Source organism: Streptomyces sp. NPDC028907, from assembly GCF_055564995.1.
In genome coordinates this window covers 1-6,421 of the sequence record NZ_JBVHVE010000042.1, presented here as the reverse complement: position 1 = coordinate 6,421, position 6,421 = coordinate 1, and the positions used below count along the sequence as shown (strand labels likewise).

General features: G+C 72.1%; 1 protein-coding gene. It reads left to right on the top strand.

Annotated elements, in window-relative coordinates:
* Positions 1-237 precede the first annotated feature (237 nt).
* Positions 238-6,421 (top strand): acyltransferase domain-containing protein (locus tag ACZ4UU_RS44980; RefSeq protein WP_471909252.1); only part of this gene is annotated, 6,184 nt, incomplete at its 3' end.

Genomic DNA, 6,421 nt, shown 5'->3' with positions numbered 1-6,421 from the left:
CGTAGCTGTCCATCGTCCAAGTATCACGGGGAGGTGCGCAGCCCGGCATCAGCGGTCCAGCCTCCGAGAGCACAAGATCGTGTTACAAGCTCTAAGGGGAGTTGCTGTTTCGTGGCACAGGGAACTCATCATGCCGTTGTCGTCGGTATCGCACACGGCGAAGATCTCGATTCGGCCGCGGCAATCGTCTGGAGGGCTGTCGAGGACGCCGGGATCGTGCCGTCGGCTTCTCGCCCGGTGATCGTGTTCGCTGAGACGGACCCGGAAAGCCAGTCGGTATGGGACCTGACCGTCGGTGTGGAGGTGCGGTCGCCGCAGGGCGAGGATCTTTTCGCGGTCGCCGAGGAGTGCCTGCGCGGTGAGAGTCCGGCGATGGTCGTCGTACACCAGAAGGCCGATGCGGTCGCCGTCGCACTGGCCCTGGCAGCGCCCGCCGTTGAGACCTATGACTCACTCCCCGCGAACCCTGACGAGCGGTCGGCGTACCTGCGGGCTCTCGAACCCCGTTTCCGCTCTGGTTCGCCGGACTCCGAATCCCCGTTTGCGGTACCGCTGTTGCTGTCCGGCCACAGCCCGACCGGCCTGCGGGCCCGCGCCGACGCCCTCGTGGGCCATCTGCTGGACCACCCGGAGATCTCCCTCGCCGACACCGCGTTCACACTGTCCACCGCCTGCACCGTCTGGTCGCACCGGGCACTGATCGACACGGCGGACCGGGATTCGGCCGTCGCGGCGCTGCGGGCGGTGGCCGCGGGATCGTTGAGCGGCACCGACGTACACGGAGAGCCTGGTCGCAACGGCGCCGTGTTCGTCTTCCCCGGGCAGGGCGCACAGTGGATCGGTATGGCCCGCGAACTCTCGGCGACGGCACCGGTCTTCCGGGAGAAGCTGGCCGAGTGCGGGAGCGCGCTGCGGCCCTTCATCGACTTCGAGCTGGACGATGCGCTCTTCGGCGCCCTCCCGCTGGAACGCGTCGAAGTGATCCAGCCCGCCTTGTTCGCGGTCATGGTCTCGCTGGCGGAACTGTGGCGGTCGAACGGCATCACGCCGACCGCGGTGGTGGGACACAGCTTCGGCGAAATCGCGGCGGTGACCGCCGCCGGAGGTCTGTCCCTCGCGGACGGTGCCAGGCTGGTCGCAGCGGTCAGCAAGGCCCTGGCACGCATTCAAGGACAGGGCGAGATGGTCGCCGTGGCACTCACCGCCGAGCAGACGGCCGACCTGGTCGCCGAGTGGGGGCTGGACCTGGACATCGCGGTGGTCAACGGTCCGCGGTCGACGGTCGTGGCCGGCTCGTCCGAGGCCGCGGCGGCCTTGCTGGAACGGCTGCGTGCCCAGGACGTGCGGGCCAGGCTGCTGCCCATCGGTATCGCCGGGCACTCGCGGTACATGGAGCCCGTCCATGACTACCTGGTACGCGAAGCCGCAGCCGTCCGGCCGTGCGCCACCGAGATCCCGGTCTACACCTCCACCACGACCGATCCGCTGGACACCGGGAACCTGGACGCCGAGCACTGGTTCGTCAGCCTGCGGGAGCCCGCTCGCTTCCAGAACGTCACCGAGGAACTCCTCCGGCAGGGCCACCGGGTGTTCGTGGAGATCAGTCCGCACCCGGTGCTGACCCTGTCGATCGAGGAGACCGCGGCGCACATCGGCCGGGACGTGGTCGTCATCGAACCGATGCGCCGTGATGCAGCGGACCACGACCGCTACGTACGCGCCCTGGCCGAAGCGCACCTGCATGGCGTGGCTCCCGACTGGGCCACGGTCCTTCCCGACTCCCGACGCGTCACGTTGCCGCCCTACCGGCTCCATCGGGGCACCGCGGACGACGGGCCGGGCGCGACCGGACTGCGGGAACGGCTGCGCTGGTGCGACCCGGCGGAACGCGTCGAGGAAGCCGTACGCCTCGTGACGGACGTCGTCGCCGCACAGATCGGGCCGTCCGTGACGACCATGGACGCGGACCAGGCGTTCCGGTCCCTCGGCGTGGACTCCGCCGACGCGATCCGGGTCCGCAACCGGCTGTGCGAGGTCACGGGGTCGAAGCTGCCCCCGACGGTGCTGTTCGACCACCCCACGCCGCGCGCGCTGGCACACGAGACGCTCCGTGTGCTGTTCGGCGGTACCGCCGAACAGGCTCCCGCCGCGGTGGTCCCGTCCGATCCGGACGAGCCGATCGCGATTGTGGGCATGGCGTGTCGCTACCCGGGTGGGGTGACCTCGCCCGAGGACCTGTGGCGACTGGTCGCCGACGGCGTGGACGCCATCAGCGAGTTCCCCGACAACCGCGGCTGGGATCTGGAGGGGCTGTACAGTCCCGACCCCGAGCAGGTGGGGACGTCGTACACCCGGCACGGCGGTTTTCTGCACGACGCCGACCAGTTCGACCCGGCGTTCTTCGGCATGTCTCCACGCGAGGCCACGGCCACGGACCCGCAGCAGCGCCTGCTCCTGGAGACCGCCTGGCACGCCTTCGAGAACGCGGGCCTGGACCCGGTGACCCTCAAGGGCAGCCGTACGGGCGTGTTCGCCGGCGCCATGCACGACGACTACGCCGCACGACTCGTCGGCGCGTCCAAGGAGTTCGAGGGCTTCCTGCTGGTCGGCAACCTCTCCAGCGTCGTCTCCGGACGCATCGCCTACAGCTACGGCCTGGAAGGCCCGGCCGTCACCGTGGACACGGCCTGCTCCTCGTCTCTGGTGGCCCTGCACCTGGCGGCAGGCGCCCTGCGCCAGGGCGAGTGCGACCTCGCCCTGGCGGGCGGAGTCACCGTGATGCCGAGCCCCGCCACCTTCGTCGAGTTCTCCCGGCAGCGCGGCCTGTCGCCCGACGGCCGCTGCCGCCCCTTCGCGGAGTCGGCCGACGGCACCGCCTGGGCGGAGGGCGTGGGACTGCTGCTGCTCGAACGCCTGTCGGATGCCCGCCGCAACGGCCACCGGATCCTCGCCCTCCTGCGGGGCTCCGCCGTCAACCAGGACGGGGCCAGCAACGGACTGACCGCACCGCACGGCCCGTCCCAGGAACGGGTCATCCGGCAAGCCCTGGCCAACGCGGGCCTACGGCCCCGGGACGTGGACGCTGTCGAGGCGCACGGGACCGGGACCGCCCTCGGCGACCCCATCGAAGCGCAGGTGCTGCTCGCCACGTACGGGCAGGACCGCACCGCGGCCCAGCCGCTGTGGCTCGGCTCGCTGAAGTCCAACATCGGCCACAGCCAGGCCGCCGCGGGCGTCGGCGGTGTCATCAAGGTCATCGAGGCCATGAGGCACGGCACGCTGCCGAGAACCCTCCACGTCGACGAGCCCACCTCGCATGTCGACTGGTCGGCCGGAGCGGTCCGGCTGCTGACCGAACCACAGCCGTGGCCCGAACCCGACGACCGGCCCCGCCGCGCCGGCGTCTCGTCCTTCGGCGTCAGCGGGACCAACGCGCACGTCATCATCGAGCAGGGACCCGACGCCACCGTCGAGCCCCGGGCCGACGAGGAAGCCGTCACCGGCGTCGCCGTGCCATGGATCGTGTCCGCAGCGGACGAGACGGCGCTGCGCGCCCAGGCCGCACGGCTGCACACCCACGTGACCGAGCACCCCGAACTGCGCCTCGCCGACGTGGCGTTCTCCCTGGCCACGACCCGGACGCAGATGCGGCACCGGGCCGCGGTCGTGGGCACCGGCCGGGAGGGCCTGCTGCGCTCCCTGACCGCCCTCGGCCGAGGCGACACACCGCCCACCGTGGTACGGGCCGACACGAGCCCCAGCGGAGGGATCGCGTTCCTCCTCACCGGCCAGGGCAGCCAGCGGCTCGGCGTCTGCCGCGAGCTGTACGGCGCCTCGCCCGTCTTCACCCAGGCCCTGGACGCGGTATTCGACCAGTTCGGCACGCGCCTGGGCCGACCGCTGAAGGAGGTCCTCTTCGCGCCCGCGGACTCCGCGGACTCGGACCTGCTGGACCAGACGGCCTTTACCCAGGCCGCCCTGTTCGCCGTGGAGACCGCCCTCTACCGGCTGGTGGAGCACTACGGCCTGGTCCCCGACCATCTGCTCGGCCATTCCATCGGCGAGGTCACAGCGGCCCATCTCGCCGGGGTGCTGGACCTGGCGGACGCCTGCACCCTGGTGGCCGCGCGCGGCACGCTGATGCAGTCCGCCCGGCAAGGCGGTGCGATGGCCGCCCTTCAGGCCGCGGAGCAGGAGGTCCGCGACTCCCTGGCCGGCCTGGACGACACCGTCGTGATCGCGGCCGTCAACGGTCCACTGGCCACCGTCGTCTCCGGGAACGAGGACGCGGTCGAGCGCGTCGCCGCCGACTGGCAGGCCCGGGGCCGCAAGACCCGGCGGCTGGCGGTCAGCCACGCCTTCCACTCCCCGCACATGGACGAGATCCTCGACGAGTTCCGGGACGCGGTGGCGGACCTGACGTTCCACGAGCCCCGCATCCCTGTTGTCTCCAACCTCACCGGCGTACGGGCCACCGCAGAGCAGCTGCGCTCGCCGGACTATTGGGCCCGCCACATCCGCGAGGCCGTCCGGTTCGCCGACGGAGTGGCCTTCCTGGAGCGCGAGGGTGTCACCGACTACCTGGAGATCGGCCCCGACGGAGTACTCACGGCGCTGGTCCAGGACTGCCTTACCACCCCTGCGGGAGCCCTCGTCCCGCTGCTGCGCGCCGGCCGCCCCGAGGCCGAGACGGTCGCCGCCGCGCTGGCCATGGCGCACATGCGCGGGCATGCGCCCGACTGGTCCGCGCTGCTGCCTGGCGCCCGGCGGACGGACCTGCCGACGTATGCCTTCCAGCGCTCGCGCTACTGGCTGGAGGGACGCGCCGGGACCGGTGACGCCTCCGGACTCGGCCTCGCCCCGGCGGACCACCCGCTGCTCGGCGCGGCACTCGGCCTGGCCGACCGCGACGAAACCGTGTTCACCGGACGTCTGTCGCGGGAGACGCACGGATGGCTCGCCGACCACACCGTCCTTGGCACGGCGTTGCTGCCGGGCACGGCTCTTGTGGAGATCGCGCTGCGCGCCGCCGACCAGGCAGGCTGCGGGCGCGTCGAGGACCTGACGCTCTCGGCGCCGCTGCTCCTGCCGGAGCGGGGTGGCGTAAGGCTCCAGGTGGTGGTCGGTGCCGCGGACGACTCCGGCCACCACCGTCTGGCCGTCTACTCGCGCCCGGAGACCGAGCCCGACCAGGCATGGACCCTGCACGCCGAGGGCATCCTCGCCCCGGACGGCGACCGGCCCGCTGCCGAGCCGTCGTCGGCGTGGCCGCCGGCAGCCGCCCAGGAGGTGCCGCTGCACGGGGTGTACGACCGCCTGGAGGAGCACGGCTACGACTACGGGCCCGCCTTCCGCGGACTGCGGCGCGTCTGGCGCGGCGACGGCGAGATCTTCGCGGAAGTGGCGCTCGACGAGGAGCAGCGCACGACCGCCGGCGCCTACTTGCTGCATCCCGCCCTGCTGGACGCCGCGCTGCACCCCCTGCTGCCGGGCGTCACCGCCGATGACAGCCGTGGCCCGATGCTGCCGTACGCCTGGACGGGCGTGACGCTGCACGCGGCCCACGCCGCGGTACTGCGGGTGCGACTGACGTGGACGGGCGACGAGACGGTCTCCCTGACCGTCGCGGACGGCTTCGACGCCCCGGTGGCCACCATCGGCTCGCTCGCGCTGCGACCGCTGATCCGGGAGACGCTCACCACGGCTTCAGGCGGCGCGGGCGATGGGCTGCTCCGGGTGGAGTGGGTCGCCTCGGCGGGCGTGGAGACCGGTGTTGACAGTGGTTCCGGAACAGGCGCGGCGACCGTTACGGAACCCGGCGGCTGGGCCGTCCTGGGCGACGACGCCACGGCCGCCGCCCTGGGCGGTACGGCGGTGGCGTACCCGAATCTGGCCGAGCTGGCCCGAGCCGTCGACGCGGGGGCGCCCGTCCCCGAGACCGTGTTGCTGCCGTTCGCCGCTCACGCCGATGACGACGACGTCGTGGCCGCCACCCGGGACACGCTGCACAGGGTGCTGACGGTGGCTCAGCGGTGGCTGGAGGAACAGTGGTTCGCCGGGTCGCGCCTTGTGGTCCTCACGCGCGGAGCCGTGGCGATCGGTGACGAGGCGGTGCGTTCCCTGGAGCAGGCCGGTGTGTGGGGTCTGCTGCGTTCGGCGATCACGGAGCATCCGGAACGCTTCGCCGTCGTGGACATCGATGGCGCGTTCTTCGACGCCGCGCTGGTTCGGGCGGCGCTGGCGGCCGGCAGGACACAGCTTGCCCTGCGCGACGGCGGGGTGCTGGTTCCCCGGTTGTCGCGGACGGTTTCCGTGGAGAGTGGGCAGGGGGGGCCGCGTTGGGATCGTGGCACGGTGTTGATCACGGGTGCGGGTGGGGCTTTGGGTGGGGTTCTGGCCCGGCATCTTGTCGAGCGGCATG